The 24,177-nt window shown below is 39.2% G+C and carries 19 protein-coding genes; 16 read left to right on the top strand and 3 right to left on the bottom strand.

Features of this window, described 5'->3' with window-relative positions; all coding sequences use genetic code 11:
* Positions 1–80: 80 nt before the first annotated feature.
* Positions 81–2,555, top strand: a complete 2,475-nt coding sequence (locus ABHC48_RS08145) for a glycogen/starch/alpha-glucan phosphorylase (protein ID WP_334285685.1) — start codon at positions 81–83, stop codon at positions 2,553–2,555.
* Positions 2,556–2,766: 211 nt separating this feature from the next.
* Here ABHC48_RS08145 and ABHC48_RS08140 read toward each other — a convergent pair whose 3' ends face one another.
* Positions 2,767–3,528 (bottom strand): PIG-L family deacetylase, encoded by a 762-nt coding sequence (locus ABHC48_RS08140; protein ID WP_272066962.1) that lies wholly within the window; start codon positions 3,526–3,528, stop codon positions 2,767–2,769.
* 408 nt (positions 3,529–3,936) lie between these two features.
* Here ABHC48_RS08140 and ABHC48_RS08135 point away from each other — a divergent pair, with 408 nt between their 5' ends.
* Positions 3,937–5,271: a DUF4143 domain-containing protein gene (locus ABHC48_RS08135; protein WP_272066961.1), complete on the top strand. Its 1,335-nt coding sequence runs from the start codon at positions 3,937–3,939 to the stop codon at positions 5,269–5,271.
* A gap of 58 nt (positions 5,272–5,329) precedes the next feature.
* Here ABHC48_RS08135 and ABHC48_RS08130 read toward each other — a convergent pair whose 3' ends face one another.
* Positions 5,330–6,451 (bottom strand): DUF362 domain-containing protein, encoded by a 1,122-nt coding sequence (locus tag ABHC48_RS08130; RefSeq protein WP_187565253.1) that lies wholly within the window; start codon positions 6,449–6,451, stop codon positions 5,330–5,332.
* A 230-nt stretch (positions 6,452–6,681) separates the two neighbouring features.
* Between ABHC48_RS08130 and ABHC48_RS08125 the strand changes: the two genes are divergently transcribed.
* The 7 genes from ABHC48_RS08125 (at position 6,682) to ABHC48_RS08095 (ending at position 16,540) form a co-directional block, all read left to right on the top strand.
* Positions 6,682–7,935, top strand: coding sequence for an extracellular solute-binding protein (locus ABHC48_RS08125; protein ID WP_187565252.1), 1,254 nt, complete (start codon positions 6,682–6,684; stop codon positions 7,933–7,935).
* Positions 7,936–8,018: 83 nt separating this feature from the next.
* Positions 8,019–8,906, top strand: coding sequence for a sugar ABC transporter permease (locus ABHC48_RS08120; RefSeq protein WP_272066960.1), 888 nt, complete (start codon positions 8,019–8,021; stop codon positions 8,904–8,906).
* On the top strand, positions 8,903–9,739 hold the full coding sequence (locus ABHC48_RS08115; RefSeq protein WP_187565250.1) for a carbohydrate ABC transporter permease: 837 nt from the start codon (positions 8,903–8,905) through the stop codon (positions 9,737–9,739). Before ABHC48_RS08120 ends, ABHC48_RS08115 begins: the two co-directional genes overlap by 4 nt.
* A gap of 77 nt (positions 9,740–9,816) precedes the next feature.
* Positions 9,817–11,610, top strand: coding sequence for a sensor histidine kinase (locus tag ABHC48_RS08110; protein ID WP_187565249.1), 1,794 nt, complete (start codon positions 9,817–9,819; stop codon positions 11,608–11,610).
* A 60-nt stretch (positions 11,611–11,670) separates the two neighbouring features.
* Positions 11,671–13,107, top strand: coding sequence for a response regulator (locus ABHC48_RS08105; protein ID WP_272066959.1), 1,437 nt, complete (start codon positions 11,671–11,673; stop codon positions 13,105–13,107).
* Between the two features lie 39 nt (positions 13,108–13,146).
* Positions 13,147–15,633, top strand: coding sequence for an alpha-L-rhamnosidase (locus ABHC48_RS08100; RefSeq protein ID WP_272066958.1), 2,487 nt, complete (start codon positions 13,147–13,149; stop codon positions 15,631–15,633).
* A 13-nt stretch (positions 15,634–15,646) separates the two neighbouring features.
* Positions 15,647–16,540, top strand: a complete 894-nt coding sequence (locus ABHC48_RS08095; protein WP_187565246.1) for a family 43 glycosylhydrolase — start codon at positions 15,647–15,649, stop codon at positions 16,538–16,540.
* Positions 16,541–16,654: 114 nt separating this feature from the next.
* Here the strand turns inward: ABHC48_RS08095 and ABHC48_RS08090 are convergent, their stop codons facing one another.
* Complete coding sequence (locus ABHC48_RS08090; protein ID WP_272066957.1) at positions 16,655–17,194, bottom strand: nitroreductase family protein; 540 nt, start codon at positions 17,192–17,194, stop codon at positions 16,655–16,657.
* Positions 17,195–17,371: 177 nt separating this feature from the next.
* Here ABHC48_RS08090 and ABHC48_RS08085 point away from each other — a divergent pair, with 177 nt between their 5' ends.
* The 7 genes from ABHC48_RS08085 to ABHC48_RS08055 all read left to right on the top strand — a co-directional run bounded on the left by ABHC48_RS08085 (position 17,372) and on the right by ABHC48_RS08055 (position 24,104).
* Positions 17,372–17,857 (top strand): sigma-70 family RNA polymerase sigma factor, encoded by a 486-nt coding sequence (locus ABHC48_RS08085; RefSeq protein WP_118577634.1) that lies wholly within the window; start codon positions 17,372–17,374, stop codon positions 17,855–17,857.
* A gap of 64 nt (positions 17,858–17,921) precedes the next feature.
* On the top strand, positions 17,922–18,422 hold the full coding sequence (locus ABHC48_RS08080; RefSeq protein WP_272066956.1) for a hypothetical protein: 501 nt from the start codon (positions 17,922–17,924) through the stop codon (positions 18,420–18,422).
* A 156-nt stretch (positions 18,423–18,578) separates the two neighbouring features.
* Positions 18,579–19,373 carry a GNAT family N-acetyltransferase gene (locus tag ABHC48_RS08075; RefSeq protein ID WP_272066955.1) on the top strand — a complete coding sequence of 265 codons (795 nt, stop codon included), beginning with the start codon at positions 18,579–18,581 and terminating at the stop codon, positions 19,371–19,373.
* 253 nt (positions 19,374–19,626) lie between these two features.
* Positions 19,627–20,163: a DUF3877 family protein gene (locus ABHC48_RS08070; protein WP_272066954.1), complete on the top strand. Its 537-nt coding sequence runs from the start codon at positions 19,627–19,629 to the stop codon at positions 20,161–20,163.
* An 86-nt stretch (positions 20,164–20,249) separates the two neighbouring features.
* The gene (locus ABHC48_RS08065; protein WP_195589321.1) at positions 20,250–20,642 is read left to right on the top strand and encodes a VOC family protein; all 393 of its coding nucleotides are present in this window, start codon (positions 20,250–20,252) and stop codon (positions 20,640–20,642) included.
* Between the two features lie 71 nt (positions 20,643–20,713).
* Complete coding sequence (locus ABHC48_RS08060; RefSeq protein ID WP_272066952.1) at positions 20,714–22,519, top strand: sensor histidine kinase; 1,806 nt, start codon at positions 20,714–20,716, stop codon at positions 22,517–22,519.
* Positions 22,491–24,104, top strand: coding sequence for a response regulator (locus tag ABHC48_RS08055; RefSeq protein ID WP_272066951.1), 1,614 nt, complete (start codon positions 22,491–22,493; stop codon positions 24,102–24,104). Before ABHC48_RS08060 ends, ABHC48_RS08055 begins: the two co-directional genes overlap by 29 nt.
* The last annotated feature ends 73 nt before the right edge of the window (positions 24,105–24,177 follow it).

Raw genomic sequence — 24,177 nt, 5'->3', positions numbered from 1 at the left:
AAATCATGTTACAGTTCACTGCATTTGCCGCGAGCTTCAGGGCAGATGTTAATGAAACATACAACAGGAGGAACAAAATGATTGACAAACAGTTTGACAAAGAAACCTTCAAGAAAAGTGTAAAAGACAACGTTAAGTTTCTTTACCGCAGAAAGCTTGAAGAGGCAACTCAGGAGCAGCTTTTCCAGGCAGTAAGCTACACAGTGAAGGATGTAATCATCGATAACTGGCTTGATACACAGAATGCTTATGAAGAGCAGGATCCGAAAATCGTATATTATATGTCTATGGAATTTCTTATGGGACGTGCCCTTGGAAACAATCTTTTAAACCTTGGCGCATACGGTGAAGTGAAAGAAGCTCTTGAAGAGCTTGGAATCGACATCAATGCACTTGAGGATCAGGAGCCGGATCCAGCACTTGGAAACGGCGGTCTTGGAAGACTTGCAGCATGCTTCCTTGATTCCCTTGCAACACTTGGATACAGTGCATATGGCTGCGGAATCCGTTACCGTTATGGTATGTTCAAACAGGAAATCAGAGACGGATACCAGGTTGAGGTTCCGGATGCATGGCTTGAGGAAGGCTATCCATTTGAACTTCGTCGTCCGGAGTACGCAAAAGAGGTACACTTCGGCGGATATGTAAGAGTTGAATATGACCAGGCAACCGGTCAGAACAAATTCATCCATGAAGGATATCAGGCTGTAAAGGCTATTCCATACGATATGCCGATCGTTGGATACGAGAACAATGTAGTAAATACACTTCGTATCTGGGATGCAGCTGCTATCGAAGAATTTGGATTTGATTCCTTTGACAAAGGTGATTACAAGAAAGCCGTTGAGCAGGAGAACCTCGCAAAGGATATCGTAAACGTTCTTTATCCGAACGACAATAAAATGTCCGGTAAAGAGCTTCGTCTGAAACAGCAGTACTTCTTCGTATCTGCAAGTATTCAGGCTGCAATCGAGAAATATAAGAAAACACATAATGATATTAAGAAGCTCCACGAGAAAGTCGTATTCCAGATGAACGATACTCATCCGACTATGGCAGTTGCAGAGCTTATGCGTCTTCTTATGGATCAGGAAGGTCTTGGCTGGGACGATGCCTGGGCTGTAACTACCAAATGTGTTGCTTACACCAACCATACCATTATGGCTGAAGCTCTTGAGAAATGGCCGATCGAGCTGTTTTCCAGACTTCTTCCACGTGTATATCAGATCATCGAAGAGATCAACCGTCGTTTCATCATTGAAGTACAGAACAGATATCCTGGAAACTATGAGAAAATCAAAAAGATGGCAATCATCTATGACGGACAGGTTAAGATGGCTCACCTTGCAATCGTTGCAGGCTTCTCTGTAAATGGTGTTGCAAGACTTCATACAGAAATCCTGAAGAATCAGGAGTTAAAAGATTTCTATGAGATGATGCCAGAGAAATTTAATAACAAAACCAACGGTATCACTCAGAGACGTTTCCTTCTTCACGGAAACCAGAATCTTGCTGCATGGATCACAGACCATATTGGACCAGACTGGATCACAGATCTTTCCCAGATCAGCAAGCTGAAGGTATATGCTGACGATGAGAAGGCTCTTCAGGAGTTTATGAATATTAAATTCCAGAACAAACAGCGTCTTGCAAAATATATTCTGGAGCACAATGGTGTTGAAGTTGATCCTCACTCCATTTTCGATGTACAGGTTAAGAGACTTCATGAGTATAAGAGACAGCTTCTCAATATCCTTCATGTAATTTATCTGTACAACCAGATTAAATTACATCCGGAGATGGAATTCTATCCAAGAACCTTCATCTTTGGCGCAAAAGCTTCTGCAGCATATGAGCGTGCGAAAAAGATCATCAAACTGATCAACTGCGTAGCAGATGTTGTAAACAACGATCCGTCTATTAATGGCAAGATCAAAGTTGTATTTATTGAGAACTACAGAGTATCCAATGCTGAGCTGATTTTTGCAGCAGCAGATGTTTCCGAGCAGATTTCTACTGCAAGTAAAGAGGCTTCCGGTACAGGTAACATGAAGTTCATGCTGAACGGTGCTCCTACACTTGGAACCATGGACGGTGCAAACGTAGAGATCGTTGAGGAAGTTGGTCAGGAGAACGCATTCATCTTCGGTATGAGCGCTGACCAGATCATTAACTATGAGAACCATGGCGGATACGATCCAGACTTTATCTACAACACAGATGCTGAGATCCGTCAGGTACTGATGCAGCTGATCAATGGAACCTTCTCCAGCGATACAGAGCTGTTCAGAGATATCTATGATTCTCTTCTGAACACTAAGAACTGCTCCAGAGCAGACCAGTATTTCATTCTCGGAGACTTCAGATCCTATGCTGAGGCTCAGAAGAGAGTGGAGGCAGCTTACAAGGATGAGAAGAAGTGGGCGAAGATGGCGCTTCTGAACACTGCATGCAGTGGTAAATTCTCCTCTGACAGAACCATCCAGGAGTATGTAGATGATATCTGGCATCTGGATAAGGTTACTGTAACCAAGAGCGAGGCTGCTGAGAAATAAATAAGGGCAAATTTATTTTGCGAAAAAGATTATAAGAAATAATAAAAGCTGTATCCATGCCAGAACCTGAAAAGGTTGGTGTGGATGCAGCTTTTCCGTTGCAGTAAATTTGAACGCAGATAAGCATTCGCCCTCATCTGCAGCTTAGTGCCCCGCGCACTTGAAGCGAGGGAATGCTTATCTGCGTTTAAACAGGCTCTGGTGCTATCCTTTATTTCTCAATCGTAATTTTCTGCCAGTGCTCATAGGGCAGCATATGATACATTTTCCTTACGGTAGTCCGTTGACTGACATAGAGCTTTGCCAGCTTGCGCTTCTGTATATAAAGATCTTTAGGCATTTCTTCAAGGTCGTAGGGAACCTTGTCGTTTACATAATACGTTCCAAAAGAATAGAAATCAGCATTGCAGTCAGTCTCTTTATAGGCTTCTGCTACAAGCTGGTGAGTCATCTGGTGGTGGTGATGGCCGTACTCGCCGTCTGCGTTGTGAGTGGCAACCTGTTTCCAATCTTTATAGTTCAGAACGGTGGTAATATCTGCTTCCATATCTTTTTTCCAGTAGTTCCAGCTGCTGCGATCTTTTCCGATTTTGTCCGGGTAGGAAAGAATCAGATATTTGTCCCCGGTAGCTTCCATTACGGATTTAAATTCTGCGCTTCGAACCGGATCATTTCCACGGGTCATACACACTACCAGATAATCGTCTTCAATCAAGTGCCGTCCACCCCAGAGCAAATCATCATCTGGGTGCGCCACAAACATCACCTTGTCGCAATCCTCCAGATCAAGGATGTCCAGATCGGCAGCAGTTACATGGGGCAGATTCAGGTAAGGATAAAAAAGATAAAGCTTATGTCCGGCAAAGACAATCGCGCTTAGTATTACAATTGCCGCCAGTAATTGTTTCCAGTGCCGCACTGACCAGGAAAAAAGACTGACAATGCTGGAACTGGCAGAAAAATTATTTTTCATATCAGGTACTCCAGTCTGAGTTTATTAGTATAAACGAAATGGTTATCTCAATTATACTATATTTTTCATAAGTTACAAGCCAGAGCATGTTTGGTCCGTGTGTTGGTTTATATGCTTGCGGTGCCTCTTGCCTGGTATCTGGGAACCTTTAACTTTAATGGATATTTAGATGAAATTTATGGATGGAATGACTGCCGCCAGGAAAATCAGGGAAATGTTGATAGATTGCAACGTTTCTCTGCGGCTTTTTGCCTGGTCTGATTGCGGTTGCAAGGAAAGAGGATATAGATCTAAATAATTTAATACACATAAAACGTGATTTTTGTGTTAAAATAGTAATGAAAAACGTGAGAAAATTGCGAATAAAAGCTTATAAAACGTGATAGATTTTTTAGAAGGGGTGAGGCTATGTATTTTAGGAGAAAGGTAGATAGTTATTTAAGACAGTGGAAGGATAAAGAAAACAGGCTTCCGCTAATCATTAAAGGTGCAAGACAGATTGGGAAAACGGAATCTATTGTTCATTTTGCAAGTGAAAATTATGAGAATATAGTTTTTATAAATTTTGTGCTGGAGGGGCAGTATAAAACTATATTAAGTGACGGATATAGCGTGGAAAATATTATAAAAAATATATCCCTCATAGACCCATCTAAAAAATTTATTGCAGGAAAAACTTTGATCGTTTTTGATGAACTACAGGAATTTCCGGATATTGCCACTTCTTTGAAGGCTTTTAAGCTGGATGGAAGATTTGATGTAATTTGCAGTGGATCTCTGCTTGGAATTAACTATAAAAAGATCCACAGCAATAGCGTTGGCTATAAAACAGATTACGAAATGTTTTCCATGGATTTTGAGGAGTTTCTCTGGGCAAAGGGTTACTCAGATTTACACATCGAACAGATCCTGGAACATATGTGTTCTGGGAAAGCATTTTCTGATACGGAGCTGTCTGTTTACAAAAAACTGTTTCTTGAATATTGCGTGCTTGGGGGCATGCCAGCAGTGATCAGACAATATATAGAAACGAATACATTTTCTGATACTTTGGAAATTCAGCATCAGATTCAATTAGATTATGAAGAAGATATCAGAAAATATGCAGAAGGGTTAGACCAAACGAAGATTGCCAGTGTATATCGAAGCGTTCCGGTACAGCTGGCAAAAGAGAATAAAAAATTCCAGTTAAGTAAAATTGAGAAAAACGCAAGAAGCAGAGAGTATTCGGGCTGTATTGACTGGCTTAAGGATGCGGGAGTTGTTTCTGTCTGCTACTGTCTGGAATATCCGGAATTGCCGTTAAAAGGAAATTATGATGAATTGAAGTTTAAGCTGTACTATCCAGACACAGGCCTGCTAATTGCCTCTTTAGATGAAGAAGCGCAGGAAGATTTACGTGCAAATAAAAATATGGGTGTTTATAAGGGGGCTTTATATGAAAATTTCGTTGCAGAGGCGTTTCTGAAGCAAGGATTAGGATTATATTATTACAAAAAAGAAAATGCAACTTTGGAAGAAGATTTTTTTGTCAGGACAAAAGATGAACTGGTTCCGGTTGAAGTAAAGGCAAATAAAAATCGCTCAAAATCTTTAAGAAAACTGATTGATAATGAAAGTTACAGCGATATTAAGTGGGGAATAAAACTGGCTGACAGCAATGTGGGAATAGAAAATGGCATTTATACATTTCCATATTTCTGCTCCTTTTTGATTAAAAGGTATCTGGCAAAAAAAGGTTAAAGTTAAACGGCTGCCGCATTGTTCAAAGTGTTTTGATAATGTGGCAGCTGTTTATTAATTAAATTCTCTTCAGTTCATAGCTTCTTGTTCCAAGTCCAATCTTCTCACCATGATCCAGAGTTGCTTCCCACTCTACATTCGGATTGGAATCCATAAAGTGGTTGTGGTGGCAATGCCATTCCGGTTTCGCAAGGTTGTCACCAAGCTGGCTGTTGCGGATTGGCTCCGCAGCAAGACATGCATCTACGCAGGCCTGATCAAGAGCAATGGGATCGAAGCTTGCGAACATTCCAATATCCGGAAGGATAGGAGCATCATTTTCGCCGTGGCAGTCACAGTTAGGGCTGATGTCCTGAACCAGAGCGATATGGAAGCATGGGCGTCCATGACAGACTGCCTGTGCATACTCTGTCATCTTACGGCAGAGAAGCTCATTGGAATTGCTGTGTGGGTTGTGAATTGCATCAAAGCTGCAGGCACCGATACAACGACCGCAGCCCTTACATTTATCATAATCAATGACCGCTTTTTTCTCAGGATATGTAATAGCGTCACTTCCGCATTCCTTTGCACAGCGTTTGCAGCCGCGGCAAAGGTCTGTTTCGATAACTGGTTTACCACTATTGTGCTGAGCCATTTTTCCTGCACGGCTTCCGCAGCCCATACCAATATTCTTGATTGCGCCGCCGAAACCGGTGGCTTCATGTCCCTTGAAATGAGTAAGACTGATGAATACGTCAGCGTCCATTACAGCACGGCCGATTCTGGCAGTTGGACAATACTCTGCATTCTCTACAGGAACTTCTACATCATCAGTACCGCGAAGTCCGTCACCGATAATGATCTGGCAGCCTGTAGTGATGGTGTTAAAACCATTCAGATTCGCACAATCCATGTGCTCCAGGGCATTTTTGCGGCTTCCCGGATAAAGGGTGTTACAGTCAGTAAGAAACGGCATTCCGCCAAGCTCCTTACAAAGATCGGCTACTACTTTTGCATAATTGGGGCGCAGGAAAGCAAGATTTCCAAGTTCGCCGAAATGCATTTTGATGGCCACGAATTTACCATCCATATCAATGTTTTTGATTCCGGCTGCAATGCACAGTTTTTTCAGCTTGTCCAGCTGGCTTGTGCCGACTTTGCAGCGGAAGTCGGTGAAATATACTGTTGATTTTTCCATAAAATTCCTCATTTCTCTGTTTTATATATATGTCGATAGCGCCAATGGCAACACGAATGTTTAACACTATATTATTCTTTTGATTCTTTAAATGTCAAGCTGTTTTCGTAAATTAGAAAAAAGTGCAACATATTTAAAGTACTTTGCAAGAAAATACATTTAAAAATATTCAGGAAAAGTGTATTCTGAATATACCAACAAAGAAGAATAATAAAAGGGAGGTTAAAAAAATGAAAAGAAAAATGTGGGCTGCAGCACTTGCTGCAAGTATGGTAATGTCAGCATTCTCTGGAATGACGGTATCAGCAGCGGAGGCCGATTCCGATTTATCTGGAACACTTACCATTTTATCCTGGTACGATGAGACAAAAGCAGCACCGGTACTGGAAGCATTTAAGGAGAAATATCCAAATGTGAACGTAGATTTCCAGTATTCACCGCCAGTTCAGGATTATGTTGAGAAGCTTTCAACTCTATTATATTCAGGGGCAGGTCCGGATATCTTTTATATGGCTCTTGAGAACAGAGAAGACTTGATTAAAGGTGGTTATTGCCTTGATCTTTCTGATGAAAGTTATATGACAGACGGAACTATTCCAGATTCTGTAAAAACTACATATGGAAAAGATGGAAAAGCCTATGCGTTGGCAGTTGACTGCTGGGTAGGTGGAATCCTTGTTAATCAGGATCTGTTTGAACAGGCTGGAATTGAAAGTGATCCAACTACATGGGATGAACTTCTGGAAGATTGTCAGAAACTGCAGGATGCAGGAATTACTCCAATTATGGATAACTGTCAGGATGCAGCAGTAAACTTCACTGCTCCGTTATATGGATCAGAGGTGGTTTCTAAGAATCCTACCGTTGTACAGGATATTTATGATGGAAAAACGACTTTTAAAGATACCTGGACAGAGCCAATTACAATGTGGAAAGAACTTGTTGATAAAGGATATTTAAGCTCTGATCTTCTTGGCTCTACAAGTGATGAAATTGTTACGGCATTTGCAACCGGTCAGGTTGGCATGATTCTTAGTGGTTCCTGGAACCTTGATACCATTAATTCTATTAATCCAGATATGAACTACAAATGCATTCCGGTACCAGGAACATCTGAAGATTACTATTGTGGTGCAGTAAATGTAGGGCTTTGTATCAACTCTGCAAGTGAAAATATAGAGTTGGCAAAAGCATTTCTTGATTTTGCTGCATCTCCTGAGGGACTTGAAAAACAGTATCAGGGCTATGGAGGTTTTACAATTGCAGAAGGATATACACCAGATCTTCCTGCACAGATTACAGATGCTGTAGAAGGCGTTAAAGAAGGAAAATATTATATTCCAATGGCAGACTGGCTTTCCTATACAGAATCATTAAGACTGACATATGTACAGAGCTTACAGGATTGTATGGCCGGAACAATTACTCCAGAAGAGGCCGCATCCAGACTGGATGACAAACTGGCAGAAGTTTCTGCTGAATAAGTGTATTGAAAACACCCCACGGTTCGCTGCCAGGTAAAAATGTTCCTGGTAGCGGCTGTGGGGATTTTAATTGGAGGAGAAATATGAAAAATAAGAAGTTAAAAAAAGCAATTCAGTACGAAATATTTCTTTTACCGGCATTTATTGCTTTTACTTTGTTTACAATTATTCCGCTGGTAAAAACAATTATGTATAGCGTGACAGACTTTAATGGAATCAGCCATGAGTATAATTTTGTGGGATTGAAAAATTTTATCGGTGTTTTTAAAGATCAGATGATGAGACATTCTTTGTTTAATACTATTTTTTATACATTTTGTACAATGATTCTGATCAATCTTCTTGCTATTCCACTGGCAGTATTTCTGGACCGAAATACAAAAATGAAATCTGTAGAACGTGCAGTTTTCTTTTTCCCATCCATTGTCAGTGGCCTTTTGCTTGGTTATATCTGGGGTTATATTCTCTCCCCAATGAAAACAGGTGCACTTAATACATTACTTGCAGTATTTGGAGCAGGACCTATTGGTTTTACAGCAACAGAATGGGGGGCAAAAATTAGTATTATATTAGTCGCAGTATGGACAAGCACAGGATGGTATGCGACTATTTATCTTGCCTATCTTCAGGCAATTCCAAACGAATATTATGAAGCGGCAGCAATTGATGGTGCAAGTCGCTGGCAACAGTTTACAAAGATCACATTTCCTTTGCTCGCACCTGGACTTACAGTAAATACTCTTCTGCTTCTTACAAATGGACTGAAGGTTTATGATCTTCCTTATGCGTTGACAAAGGGAGGTCCTGGATATTCCAACTATACTGTTACACAGGTTATCATTCAGCGTGGTTTGTCAGAAAAGCAGTATGGAGCTTCCACGGCACTGGCAACGATTTTCATTATTATTGTTGCGTTGATTGCCGGTATTCAATATATGGCAATGAGTAAGAGGGAGGAAGACATATCATGAAAAAGAAGAAAAAAATTCGTGAGAAAAAATTTTATCTGTCAGATCTTGTTTTATTGCCGATCTGTATTATATTCCTGTATCCATTTTATTATATGGTAATTAATACCTTTAAAACAATGTCTGAGATGTCTTTCAGTCCTACGGCTTTTCCTACACAGTTGTTTTTGGATAACTATAAAGACATTCTGACAAATCTTCAGATTTATCGTGCATTTGGAATCACAGCAGTAATTACAGTTTGCTCCGTACTTGCCATTGTAGTAATCGGTGAAATGGCAGCATATCCTTTGGCTTTTCGTGCAAGTAAGCTGGATAAAGCATTTACTATTTATCTGATGATTGGTTTTTTGGTTCCTTTCCAGGCAATTCTTTTGTCCTTATTTGAAGTGATGCAAACTCTACATCTCATTGATTCTGTTGCTGGAATGATTATTTTCTACTGTAACGGTTCGGCACTTACGGTTTTTCTTGCAGTGGGTTACATGAAGAGTATTCCAAGAGAGCTTCAGGAAGCTGCAATTGTAGATGGCTGCAGCATTCCAATGGTATTTTTCAGAATTGTATTTCCACTGATGAAACCAATTACTTCAACATCTGTAATCTTTAATACAATGTGGATTTGGAACGATTTTATTGCTCCGAATATCTTCCTTAGTACTCGTTCTAAAGGTACCATTGTTTTGGAGATTTTTAGGGCAAAGGGACAGTTTAGTGTGGATTGGCCAAGATTTATGACCTTGTCTGTAGTTGCTATTTTTCCAGTGGTTGTGTTCTATTTGCTGATGCAGAAAAATATCATTAAGGGGCTGACAGCAGGGGCCGTAAAGGGATAAATAAGATCATTTTTAATATTAAAAAGATTTTGTTCTGAAAAATTAAATCTGTGGTACACTAAAAGTGGTGATGAAAGATGTTTAAGAAAAGAAAAAAAGATTCTTCTTTAATTGGAGCAGTACAAAATTATTATCTGATCTGCAATACATTACTGCTTTTGGTGTTTGGAATTTGTATGCTTGGAATTTCTACCAGGGTTTTGATTAATAAGGTAGAAGATAGCAGTGAAATGATCACAGAGCAGGCAGTGTATACTCTGGATAAGACATTTAATGATATTGCATCTCAAATGGTCAGCTTTTCCAGTTACCGTGATCTTTGGAACAAATTCAGTAAATCCAATATGTCCATTCAGGATAAATTGGATGTAAACAGAGAATTGAATAACATTCTGAAAAAAACAGATCTTTTTAATTCGGTAGTACAGGATATTTTAGTGATTTCAGACAATGGCTATTACTTTACAACAATAGGTCAGGACGGTCTGGCTGCAAATTATGATTACTGGTCTAAGGAATGGTACCAGAAGGCGAAGGATACAACCGGGAATGTATATGTTCATATTTTAGGACTTCATAATCAGGATTTTTATAGTAAAAAAAGGGCAATTACAGCCAAAAACAAAACTTTTTCTATTTCATTTGCGCTGCAAAATTCCAAAGGAAAAGTATCAGGAGCATTGATCTATAACTTTGACATTACACAGTTGGCAGAGGTTTTGGGTGCCAGTAATTATGAAGAAAATGGAAAAGTTGCAATTTTAAATGAAGAGGGAGTTATCATGAGCAGAAGTGATAATTCCGATATTGGAAGTATGCTCAAGGTGTCAGAGAGAGACCGTGAGATCATGAAGAGGGAAAAAACTGGAAGCTTTTGGACTAAGGTAGATGGAAAAGAACATTTTGTAAGCTTTCAGACAACCTCTATGGGATTAAAGTTGGTGTCTTACATTCCTCAGTCTGAAATTTTCCGACATACTCGTACTATGATCTGGCTTTTGATATTGATTATTTTATGCAGCTTGGTGTTGAATCTTCTGATTACATTTAGAGTCAGTGGTTCTATAAAAAGACCCATTCAGAAACTGATGGACAATATACAAAAAGTAGATTCGCAAAAGCTGATTCTGGAGACAGAAGGATATCATTATAAAGAACTGGAGCAGATTGCAAATAGATTTAACGGACTTTTAGAGCGACTTAATTCTCTTATTGATAAGGATTATAAGTCCCAGATTCTGATTAATAAATTCAGGCTTTATTCTCTGCAGTCTCAGATAAATCCTCATTTTCTTATGAATACTTTGCAGCAGCTGCAAACAGAAATAGTGTATGGAAATGTAGAAGAATCCAATGACATTATAGTGGATTTAAGCAAGATGTTACGATACAGTTTATACAATTATGAGGAGATTGTGCCTATTGGAATGGAACTTCAATATATTCAGAGCTATCTTGAACTATTTACCAGAAAATATGAAGGAGAGCTTCAGGTTAAATATGAGATAACAGAGGAAATTGAAGGTTATTATATGCTCAAAATGCTGCTTCAACCTATTGTGGAAAATTGTATTATGCATGCTTTTGGAGAAAATCCTCATGGTGCATTAATAAAACTTTCTGTGAAAAAAAAGAAAGACGAATTCTTATTTTGCATAGAAGATAATGGTGCCGGAATGACTGAGGAACAACTTGCAATTCTCATTGAGGATCTGAATATATCGGAAATTGATAACCGCAGGATTGGAATACGAAATATACACCAGAGGATACGTATGAAATATGGAGAAAAATATGGGGTTTGTATAGAGAGCAAAGAAGGGTATGGAACCAAATTTGAACTTAAGCTACCATTGATTAATCACTCCTGAATATTTACACCTGAAAATCAGAGAGGCTAAAAAACATGTTAAAGAAGGTGAGTAAGTGCTATGAAGCTTTTAATCACAGATGACCAGAATTCTGTACATATGTTTTTTGATCGTATGCTGAATTATGAAGAGCTTGGAATCACACAGGTATTTCATGCTGGAAATGGTGAAGAAGCATTGGGAATTATAAAGGAAGAGTGGCCAGAACTAATGCTTTTGGATATTCGCATGCCCGTATTAGATGGTTTGGGGCTGTTGGAAAAACTCCAGGAATTTACTTTTGAACATCGGGTTATGATTCTGAGTGCATTTAGTGAATTTGAATATGCAAAAAGATGTATGCAGTTTGGAGTTAGGGAATATCTTCTGAAACCTATTGATATTCGGGAAGTGAAAAAAGTGTTAGGTCAAAATATCAGTGAGATTTTGGAAATACGGAAGAAAAGCATTTATCAAACTTTTCAGAAATATATGGATGATACAGCAGATGGTACAGAATATGTACCGGAAGAACTGGAGAGAATGGGATATGGAATTGTGTGTTGTGAAAGTGGAAATATTCCAAAGTTTATGTTTGAAAGTGAGGAGAAAAATAGCTATCAATCTGTAAAGTTTCTCAGCAGTGCAGATGTAGAGGATCTGGAAATCCGGATTTATGAGGTGAAAAATCAAAAGGAATGGGAATGCTTTTACGACTCGCAGAAAGACAAAAATGTGGACATGAGGATTGGATTTGGGTTATTTCATTTGGGAAAAGAACAGTTCCAACAGGCATTTATAGAAAGTATAGAGGCTTTGCGACAGAGCTTTTATAATCCGGGGACCTATTATTATGAGAGTGGTTATCTTACTCATTATCAGGGAACAGAAGCAGAGAAATTGTCAGAACAGCTGAAGAAAAGCTTTGAAACCGGAAATATACAGGAAATGAAACAAGCAGTAGAAAAGCTATTTTTTATTTTTAAAAGAGGAAACGTGCATCCGAATTATGTTCAGGATTTTTGCTATGGTTTTTTGATTCAATTGAATTCTGATTTTGTAGAAACATTGAAAAAGCTGAGAAGCAATGCTGTGATGGATTCTTTTCGTTCTGTAGATGCAGCTGGGGTAAAGAACATGTTTTTGAGATTAATGTTAAGTATGCGCTTGGATCTGCCGCCTAAGGATGTACAGATGGATGAAGATGTAGTTAGAAAAATTCGTCATTATATTGATACTAATTATGAAAAGGATATTTCTTTGACTACATTGTCTAAGCATTTTTTTATCAGTAAGTATCAAATTAGCCGTCTTTTTAAAAAACAGTTTGAGATTAATTACAGTGATTATATTTTGAAGGTGAGAATGGAAGCGGCTGAGATGATGCTTAGTAATTCAAAAGAAAAAATAGATGATATAGCAAAAAGAGCTGGATTTGAAGAAACCAGTTACTTCAGCAGGGTATTCAGTAAATATTTTGGAATGTCACCTGGAGAATACAGAAAAAAGAATATGTAATAGAGTAAAAATATATATAAACTAAAAAAGGAGAGGAATATGGCGAGAAAACTGTATTGTGAGGGTTTGGTAAATCCAGTGGGGATTGACAGGCTGCAACCAGAATTGTCTTGGAAAATGGTTGGTGAAATGGAAGCACAGAAAAGCTTTCAGATTCAGATTTTGCAAGAAAATGATATTGTTTTTGACAGTGAAATCGTATCTGGAATGAAAAGAAAATATATTTTACCCCAACCACTTAAGGAAAATTCAGAGTATCATTGGATTTTAAGATGGACGCTGGAAAATGGCGAAACAGGAGAAGAAAAGGCAGTATTTTCCACGGGAATCAGTGATCAGGATCATTTTAAAGCACAGTATATTACCGGAGGAACTGTATTTCGGAAAAGCTTTGCGTTAGATGAGGAATTACCGGAAAAAGCGATTCTGTATTTTACAGGTCTGGGATATGTAGAAAGCTATATAAATGGAAAAAAGATTACTGACAGAGTACTTTTCCCGTCTTATACAGTGTACGAAAAGACAGTAGAGTACACGGCAGTTAATGTTACAGAACAGCTGAAAAATGGAGAAAATGTTCTTGGATTATGGGTGGGAGGACATTGGCCTTTAGATGAAAAACTGCGAGCAAAAGATGTTTACAGCGAGGCTTTTTACCGTGGTCGGTGTGTTGGGTTTGCAGAGATGCATCTTACATTTAAAAATGGTAAAAAAGTGATTATAGGAACAGATGAAACCTGGAAAACCAGCATGTCACCTGTTGAAATGTCAAGTGTATTTGACGGAGAGCATTATGATGCCAGAAAGGAACAAGATGGCTGGAATCTTCCTGGTTTTGATGCAGCAGATTGGAAAAATGCATATTTGGCGAAGGAGCCGTTAGGGGAACTTGTTTATTCTTATACACCTGCAATTCGTGTGGTAGAGGAGTTGAAACCAGTAAAAATCTGGAAACAGAAAGATTGCTGGCTTATTGATTTCGGACAGAATTTTACAGGTTGGATACGTCTTTCTATACAGGAAAAAGAGGGAACGGTTATAAAAATTCGTCATGGTGAAGTACTCTATCCAGATGGATCATTAAATGTAGAAAATCTCCGATTTGCAAAGGCTACAGATATTTATACCTGCAAGGGAGGCGGAGAATATTACGAACCGAGATTTACATATCATGGTTTCCGTTATGCTGAAATTACTGGCCTTTCTGGTGAATTAAAAGAAGAGCAGATTATCGGAAGAGTTGTACATACAGATAATCAGGAAATATCTGAGTTTTCCTGCTCGGATGAAGCTTTTAACAATATTTTTAAGGCAATGGTATGGACAATGCGCAGTAATATGCACTCTATTCCAACCGATTGCTGTCAGAGAGATGAGCGTCAGGGATGGATGGCAGATGCAGGTATGGCTTCTGAATTTGGAATGCTCCATTTTGATTTGACTAATTTCTATCGTAAATGGTTTCATGACATCCGGGATACTCAGGAAAAGGACGGTTCCATGCCTTTGGCTGGTGCACCTGGATGGCCAAGAGATACATTTATCTGGAAAGTTGGCTATCATATGACATTGCGAAATGCCTATCTGTATACAGGAGACAAAGAACTTGTAGAAGAGAATTACCCAACTCTGCAAAAGTATGAGGCATACCTTCAGTCTACACTGGTAAATGGACTTTTGCCTTACGATTTTTATAATGATTGGTTGGCTTTGGAATTTGCAAACAATTTAATGATCGCCAATTCATTTCTAGCTGATTTTTATAAGTCACTGATCCTGTTTGCCGATGTGTTGGAAGATACACAGGGAAAAGAATTGTATAAAAACAGACTGATAGATCTGAAAGATGCGATTAACCGTGAATATTATGGCAAATGCATGGATAATCCACTTGGTACCGGATATTATGGAACCTGCGATACCTTAGCTGTTGCTCCAAGTGCTATGGCTTTGGAATTTGACATTGTACCGGAAAAATTTCGGGAAAAGGTGATTCGGGAGATGCTTTTTCAGGTGGTTGAATCAAAAGGATCCGTGCAGTATCCAACCGGAATCCTTACATCTGGAATTCTCAATCAGTGTTTGTCTGATCTTGAAAAAGATGATATTGTTTATCAGTTCTTTTGCCGTGAAGATTATCCGTCTCTGAAATTTATGCTTTCCAAGGGCGCAACTACTATATGGGAAAGATGGCAGTATTTGGTACATAATGAAATGAATTCACATAATCATCCTGCACTTTGTTCGCTGGGACCATGGTTTATAAAAGGAATCTGTGGCTTAAGAAAAGTGGAGCCAAAGAAAGATGGCGGTGTGCATTTAGAAATTAAGCCATTTATTCCAAAGAATATGACTCATGCAGAAATGACTTATATGACTGTATGGGGGGAAATTAAATTAAATTGGAAGAAAAATGGAAATAAGGTTTTATTTAGTGCAGAACTGCCGGGAGCCGCGAATGCAGACTTTGTCTATGGAGAAAAGAAAGCTGTCTGGAAGGGCGGCAACTATGAAATCGAGCTTTAAAAGGAGAGAAAATATGAGTAATCCAATTATTTCAGGATATTATGCTGATCCAGATATTCGCTATTTTGAAGGACGTTATTATATTTATCCAACTACGGATGGAAATAAATGGCATGGTGCTTCTTTTAAATGCTTTTCTTCAGATAATCTGAAGGACTGGACTGATCATGGAGAAATTTTTAATATAACATGGAATTCAAAGTGGGCAAAGGACTTTGCTTGGGCACCTACAGTGGGATATAAAAACGGAAAATATTATCTTTATTATTGCGCTGAAAAAAATATAGGTGTAGCAGTTGCAGAGCATCCATATGGTCCTTTTGAAAATCTGTCTGTGGAAGAACCGTTTTTATCTATGGAAAAGCTGGAAAATGGAGTAACTTTGGATCAGGTTATTGATCCGTATGTTTTAACAGATCATGATGGCAGAAACTATCTTTACTTTGGAAATTCCAAAACACCAGCGGTAATGGAACTGGAAGATGACATGCGCACTATTGTTTCAGGAAGTATGAAAAATATTATTTATGAGGGAGAGGCTGACTGCCGAGAGGCATTTATGGCAGTTTATGAGCAGGGAAAGTACCATTTTACATGGTCATGCGATGATACAAGAAGTGAGGATTATCATGTGAATTATGGAATTTCAGATTCACCAACAGGTCCGGTAAAGGTTCTTGGAACGATTTTACATAAAAATACTGAGAAAAATATTCTGGGGACTGGTCATCATGGCATGATAAAAGATCCGAAAACGGGAAGATATCTGATTGCGTATCACCGCTTTTCCCATTCACTTCCAGAAGGAGTAGATGGTTGGGACAGAGGTGCATTCAGAGAGATTTGTCTGGATTGGATGGATTTGTCTAAGGATGGTTTGTTTCAAAAAGTTGAAGTGACAGAGTAAAGAAATGTAAGTAAAAATGTCAGAAAATCCAAAAAGAGATTAAAGTGATAATCTCGTGGGTTTTCTGACATTTTAGGTTCGTGAAGTCGGATTATATAGCTGTCAAAATAGAGATTAGTAGAATTTCAATACATCCTCCAACTCTCTGCGTCTCGGACGGTTGGGCTCCTCATCGGCTTTTCCTACAGCGATAACGGAAACAATGGTTTCACTTTCCGGAATAGAAAGCATTTCGCGAATTTTATTCCCATCCCGAAGTCCCATGATCAGAGTGGAAAGACCAAGCTCTGTAGCTTTCAGAATCAGGTTTTCATTCTGAAGACCAAGGTCATAACAGCCCCATCCATTTCCAATCTCATTATCCGGAGTGCCGTCTGTCTGGAAACCGGCACGGTTATGTACGAAGGTAGTGACAATCAAAGCTGCATGCTCAGTTTTTACATCGTTATTCGCGTAACACAGGCATTCTTTACGAAGCTTCTGACTCATATCCTCGGATAAAACACAGTAATAACGACCGGTTTCTGTATTCTTCCATGATGGCGCTTCCAAAGCGACCTGTACAAGCTGCTGTATCTGCTCTTTGGTAACGTTTGTATGGGAACTGTACTTACGCACAGATCTTCTGTTCTCAATAAGTGTCTGAAATTCCATGAAAAAGCCCCCTTAAAGTATGTTTTGGCTGTATTTTAGCATAATTCATTGGATGTGAAAAGTTAAAATTTTTTGTAACCTTTCTCCCTCTTTATTTGTATAATTAGTGAAGGTACCCGATACAAGAAAATAACAGACCGCTGCTTTTCATACTGATCAGCAGCCAGAGGAGTTCTCATGAGACAACCAGTTCAACAGCTGATCCAGCTCTACCAGAACAATCTTTTCACCGCAGCGTTTAATATCTGTCAGAATCAGATGGATGCGGAGGATGCTGTTCAGGAGACGTTTGTTCAGTATTACACCAGTAGAAAAGAATTTGAAAATGAGCAGCACATCCGGGCATGGCTCCTTCGTGTGGTTATCAATAAGGCGAAAAATATTAACAGGACTTTCTGGAAGAAAAATAAATGCTCTCTGGAGGATTATATGGAAACTCTTTCTTTTCCAGATTCCCAGTCAAGAGATTTGTTTGAAGAGGTAATGAAGCTTCCGGACAAGTACCGCATTGTGATTCACTTGTTTTATTACGAAGATTATCTCGTCAGGGAAATAGCCGAAATCCTGAAGCTTTCAGAAAGCAATGTAAAGGTTCGGCTTTCCAGGGGAAGAGCCTTGCTTAAGGATTCTTTAAAGGAGGAATGGGAAAATGACGAATGGTGAAAAATATAAAAAAGCTTTTTCCGTATTGCAGACTTCAAAGGGCTCATTACAGGAGGTTGAAAATATGGCAAAATTACAGAAAAGAACAAAAATGAAAACTGCAGCTGCAGTGATTGTAGGCTGTATTATCCTTGGAGGAACAGGTACTGCATATGCAGCGAATGTTGGAGGTATCCAGCGCACGGTTCAGATATGGCTCCATGGCGATCAGACGCAGGCGACCTTAGATGTTTCCAATGACGGTACTTATACCATGGAATACTATAATGAGGATGGCACACTTCAGCAGACCGGTGGCGGTGGAGTATCTATTGATGCTGACGGAACTCAGCGCGCCCTTACAGCGGAAGAACTTATGGAAGAAATTAATTCCCCGGATGTAGAATATAAAGATGATGGAAGCGTATGGGTTTATTTTCACAATCAGAGTATTGACATTACCGACAAATTTGATGATAATAATGTGTGTTTTGTAAAGGTTACAGATGGAAAAGAAACATTCTATTTAACGGTGAAATATAAGAATGGGTACACTTTTTCAAATGATAAATATATAGAACCGTAGAGCTTTTTTCAAACACGCTCTAAAGCGTTTGGTAGGCGTGGAACAGCTGACTTTCATATATGGTGATGTCACCGACATGTTCGTTTGGATAATTGAATTAAGCAAGAATGGCGAGGGGCAAAGGTCTCTCGCCTGATTTACGTAAGGGGGATGAATATGATTTATGAATTAAAAGAAACATGGAGAGCCAGTGCTCTTTTTGCAGGCTGGCAGGATAGTGTGGTCTGGTCCGCATTGCAGGGAGTGATGGGGAAAATATATGTGGATTCTCTGGAAAAACCGGAGAGTGGTGTTGTTATGCTTGGGGATTTCTGCTTCCTAAGTGGAAAACCGGAATCAGAGATCATTTCCGGAGCTTTGACAAACAGTGCATCAGAGGAAGTGATTCTGGTGCCTCAAAATGCTGACTGGGCGCGGATAATCGTGGAGTGTTACGGGGAGAAGGCAGAGAAAGCACTTCGTTATGCAATCAAAAAGGAACCTGGGATTTTTGATTTAAAGCAGCTTCAGAAGGTAGCACAGAGTTTGCCAGGAGAGTATGAGATGAGACTGATCGATCAGGAGCTTTTTGAAATTTGCAGAGATACACAGTGGAGTAAGGATCTGACAGCAAATTACGAAAGCTATAGTCAATACAGAGAGTATGGACTTGGCGTTTGTATTTTAAAGGACGGGGAAGTAGTCGCCGGAATTTCCTCTTATTCTGGTTATGGCAGAATAAGTGACGAGAATCTTGGCTGTTATGGTGGAATTGAAATTGAGGTAGTAACCCGTGAGGACTACCGGAGAAAAGGTCTTGCATATATCGGAGCGGCGCGGCTGCTTCTGGAGTGTGACAAACGCGGGCTTTATCCAAACTGGGATGCAGCCAACAAAATGTCAGTAAGACTGGCAGAGAAACTGGGGTATCATTTCAGTCATGAGTATGTGGTTTATAAAGTGAAAAAGTAAGTTGCGGCGAACCTGGAAGTATGATAGAATATGAAAAGCTGAAACGAAGTATTGTATAATTGTGATTTTTGTTATAAAAAAGAAAAGAAAATACTCGTAATAGAATAAAATTGTTAACTGACAGATCGCGAAGCGACTGCGTTCATGAGCAAGTAACGAAGCGGATCTAGAGCGTCCGCTTTACAAAGCAGCGGAAGCATTCGGCAGAAAGAATGGGATGTAAGGCTGATCTTAAGTGGAAGTAGGAGAATTTATGACTGGATTTGAGAAGCTGGAAAACAGTTTAATAGATGTAATAAAGGAAGAACAGGCTAAGCTGGGTTTTAAGGAGGAGAAGATTCACTTATATTATCCGCTGTCTTCCCTGAATCATTTCTTCCTGGCACAGGACAGCGCAGATGAAATGGCAGCCCGTCTCCAGAACCTGCCGGAAGAATTGACTTCCAAACTGGGAGAAGTGAGGGTGTCTCATAAAGGGGACAGATTCTGCTTTTATATACCGGAGCCAGGAAGTGTCTATGTACATGAGAATATGAAAGAGAATGAATTTATTAAAGTACTCATTGAACTGGTTCAGAAGCATGAATGTACGAAAGTGAAATTACTTGACCTGTTTGCTTCTTACTGGGAAAAAACAGAGTGTCGGGAACTGGACAATGGAGAATTTGATTTCTATATCCGTTTTCTGGGTAAGGCAGATGACGCGTATTATTACTGCTTTAAAGATGAGGGATTCCACTTTATTTATCATAGATTTCTGCCAGAGGATTATGAGGATTTTGGATTTTGAACAAGCGTAAATCTTGATAAACAAGAAAACTTGTGCGTATATTGTAAAAAAGCTGTTGCTTGTTCATTACAAAGGAGGAGATTGAAATGGATTTGAAAAACTATTCAACAGGTGTCCAGCACATTGGAATTCCAACGAACGATATTGATAAAACTGTAGATTTTTACCATAAACTGGGTTTTGAAACAGCTTTTGAAACAGTTAATGAAGAGGCGGACGAGAAGGTTGTATTTCTGAAGCTTGGAACTCTGATTGTAGAAACATATGAGAATCATGCAGCAGTTCTTCGGGCTGGAGCAATTGATCATGTTGCACTCGATGTTAAGGATATAGAAGAAATTTATCAGTACATTAACCAGGCTGGTTTGAATACCACACAGGACAGTATTCATTTTTTACCATTCTGGGAAAATGGAGTAAAGTTTTTCACTATTGAAGGTCCGAACAAAGAGAAGGTTGAATTCAGTCAGTACTTATAAAGGATATTTATAACAGGAAGCCGGTACATTGCCTGAAACAATGTACCGGCTTTTATAAGGTGGATGGAAAAATGAAACAGTTAAAAAAATGGTTTCTGAATCTTTCGATTCAGAGAAAATATCTGTATTGTACACTAGGCATTACATTGGTTGTGCTTTTGGCAGCCAGCTTTTTCCAGTTTATGTCTGCATCTGAAATCGTAACAGAGCAGACTGTGAAACAGTCGGCAGGAGTGATTAATGAGCTGTCTGTTAATCTGGATCATTATTTCGATATGGTGGAAAATTCATTTGAGTATATCGCAAATAATAGTATCGTGCAGGAGGAACTGGAGTCAGATAAACCATATAAATCTGATGGCTCCGAGCTATATTCTTATTATTCAAGGGCTGGTCAGATTAGAAGGCTGCTGTTGCAAGGCTACACAAGCATATATATAAATGATATTCAGCTGTATGGATACAATGGTGCAAACCATCTTCTTTCCAATGACAGAGGTATCAATGAAGAAAGCTCCGAGATTTCCTGTACAATGGCTGAAAATGCAAATGGACGCTGTGTTTACTATAATGCAGCGGACGAAAAACTAATCTATGTGGCAAAGCAGATAAAAGATGTATTGACTATGGAGCCTCTTGGAGTTTTGCGGGCTTCTATAAAAATCAGCTATCTGAAGAAAATGACGCTTACAGCACAGGAGTCCTTGTCTGCCCATATATTTTTACTGGGCCAGGACAAAAATATTCTGTTGGAAAGTGCTGGGGAAAATACAGATTTGAAGGATCAGAAATGGGTGGATCAGATTAATGGAAATTCTGGAAACCTCCGGCTTAATCTGGATGGGAAAGCTTACAACCTCGTTTATCAGACAAGCTCTGATACGGGACTTACAGTTGTGGGAATGATTCCTACCAGTTTTTTGCAGAAAACGGCGCGGGAACTGGAAAAAACCACTGCGCTGTTAATCGGAATCAGCATTCTACTGTGTGTTTTTCTTGCAAACATTATGGCGCGTGGAATTACTGGACCTATTGAACAAACCAGTAATGCTATGAAAAAATTTGCCAAAGGAGATTTCTCAGTGCGTCTTCCGGAAGAGCGAACTGATGAAATCGGAGAGATGAATTCTGTTTTCAACCAGACCATTGAAAAGATTGAAAAGCTGTTGAAGCAGATTGTTGAGATGGAAATGGTAAATAAAGATATGGAATTTCAGGCATTGCAGGCACAGATCAATCCACATTTTCTTTATAATGTACTGGATACGATCAACTGGATGGCAAGAAAAAAAGGGGAAGAAAATATCTGCCGGATGGTAACTGCAATCAGCAATCTTATGAGAGCAAGTATCAGCAACAAACGAAGTATGGTACGCGTGAAAGAGGAAATGAAATACATTGAAGATTATCTTTTTATTCAGGAAACCAGATATGGAGATAAATTTACTTCGTATATGGAGGTAGATGAAGCACTGAATGAATTGGAAATTCCTAAGATGGTGATTCAGACTTTGGTTGAAAACGCAGTTGTTCACGGAGTTGAAAATGCTACCTGGGATTGTTTTCTCTACATTTCAGGAGAAATCCAGGATGATATGGCTGTATTCAAGGTAAAGGATGACGGTGTGGGAATGTCGGCAGAAAAGCTGGAAGCCCTTATGAAAATGGAGGAAGAACCAGAACATAAGGCAGAAAGAACACATACAAATTTGGGAATTTATGCAGTACAAAAACGTCTGGAATATGTATATCACGGAAAAGCTAAAATGACAATCACATCGGAACAAGAAAAGGGAACTCTGGTAGTGGTGGAAATTCCGTTGAAAAAAGCGAAGGAGATTATGGAAGATGGAACTTCAGGTAATGATATTGGATGATGAGTATATTATTCTGGATGGCTTGTGCTCTTTTCCCTGGTCTGATTATGGATATCAGGTAGCAGCTACTGCAAAAAATGGTCTGGAAGGACTGGAAAAGCTGGAGCATATAAAACCGGATCTGATTCTTACAGATGTTCGGATGCCCGGAATGGATGGACTGGATTTTGCGGAGCGGGCTCACGAGATGTATCCGGATACGGTTATTGTAATTCTGACAGGTTACGACAGCTTTGCCTATGCTCAAAAAGCAATCACTATTGGTGTGAAGGAATATCTGCTGAAGCCAATTGACTATGAGGAATTAAAAAATATGGCAGCCCGGCTTGCAGAAGAGATACATGCAAAAAAAGATGAACAGCAGGAGGTTCGGGATTTACAGAAATATTTTAATCAGTCTGTACCGGAACTGCGATCTAAATTTGCAGGGAATCTTCTCTATGGAAGGATCCAGGGAAAAGGTGTGGTGCAGGAGCAGGCGAAATCCCTTAAACTGACCATTGAGAAATATATTGTATGTGTTGGAAGAAAAATAGTCGGGGAAAAACGGCTTCACGAAGGTGATAAATGGATTGAAGAATTTGCCTGTATCAATATTTTTGAAGAAATTTTCAATAATTACAACATACAGGTATTAAGTGATTATAACACTGCTACAGCTGAGTATAATTTTATCCTTCTGTTTGCAGAAGCGGAAGAAAATCAGAAATGTATGGAACGGGCACTTCAGGCTTGTGGAAAAATTCAGGAAGAAGTGGAACGGTATCTGAAGGCATATATGAATTTTGGAATCAGTGATATTTCAGAAGATGAGTACCAGGCAAATGCCCAATACCGAAAAGCCCAGAAAGCCTGCAGACAGTGTATTTATCTTGGCACAAACATTATTCTGAAATATGAAGACCTGCAATATGAGGAACAGAAGGATTTTGTAATTACGCCGGGAGAAAGAATGCATTTTATGATGACTCTGTTTCAGGAGAGCTTCGAAAAAGCGGAAGATGAATTGCGTCAGATTTTTGCAGAAGCACCGGAAGATGGAGCGGCTGTTAAATTTGCAGCAATGGATCTGCTGTTTGGATGCATGAAGTTTCCATACACCTGTGCAGTAGACAGTGAAATACATAATAAAAACTGGAATTTTTCTGTTTTGCAGGATGGAGTAAAACGTATTTCTCAGTGTGAAACTACAGAAGAAGTTCTGTTTTGTATGTTTAATCTGTTTGGAACATTGATCAAGCAGAATACCGAAGGCTCAGATGAGCGGAACAGGAAGCTGGTTCAGAGCATTTTATCGTATATTGAGAAAAATTATGCTGAGGATATTTCAATGGATGATCTTACAGAGAAGTTTCATATCAGCCGAACCTATATTAGCCGGCTTCTGAAGAAATATGCAGGAAAAAGCTTTCTGGAATATCTGACAGATGTTCGTTTTAAGCATGTGGAGCAGTTAATCGCAGATGATCGTTATAAGCAATATGAAATAGCAGAAATGATAGGATATAAGGATTTCGGATACTACATCAAGGTATTTAAAAAGCGATATGGTATCACCCCAAATGAATTTCGTAAGCATATCTAAAGCTAATGGGAGATTTGTGCACAAAAGGAAACTGTGTACAAATCTCCCATTTTTACGTTTATTTCCAATTGTT

The organism is Ruminococcus sp. 1001136sp1 (assembly GCF_039841815.1).
Taxonomy (GTDB): Bacteria; Bacillota; Clostridia; order Lachnospirales; family Lachnospiraceae; genus Blautia_A; species Blautia_A faecis.
This window is presented reverse-complemented; position numbering and strand designations above follow the sequence as displayed.